Genomic DNA, 435 nt, shown 5'->3' on the forward strand with positions numbered 1-435 from the left:
CCCACTTGGGGTAATTTGGCTGTTATTGGAGGCATACTGGGTCCCAAACTCAGAATATGGAATATTTTGTTATCTCATCTTCATCACAGATCATCTCGCAGAACCCTGCCCTTGGCTCACGAGCATGATGCGATATTTCTCCAGGCTCATCCCGATGATGTTGATGAACGGCCATTGCGTGTTGCTAGAAAAGAAATGAGCCCAAATCTGCAACACTCCCAAGCCAAGGTGCGCAGGATCTTGGAAGTCTGTCGCTCCAGATGATGACTCTGCGAAATCGGTTACTGCGTAGGCTTCTTCGATGATTGATCGGACCCAATGTATGATCTTCTCTTCGCTGTCTGTAGGTAGGTCTCTCAGCAAGCGATTCGAAGTGTGTTGAAGTAACGGAAGAACTTACCACTGAGTGGACTTTCCAGCATGGTACCCGATATC

The 435-nt window shown here is 47.8% G+C and carries 1 protein-coding gene; it reads left to right on the forward strand.

The features are described 5' to 3' along the window. Window positions 1-264 (forward strand): hypothetical protein (locus D7V97_RS46395; protein ID WP_233583636.1); only part of this gene is annotated, 264 nt, incomplete at its 5' end. Window positions 265-435 lie beyond the last annotated feature (171 nt).

Origin of the sequence: Corallococcus sp. CA053C, from assembly GCF_003611675.1 — a bacterium.
In the GTDB taxonomy this organism is placed as follows: domain Bacteria; phylum Myxococcota; class Myxococcia; order Myxococcales; family Myxococcaceae; genus Corallococcus.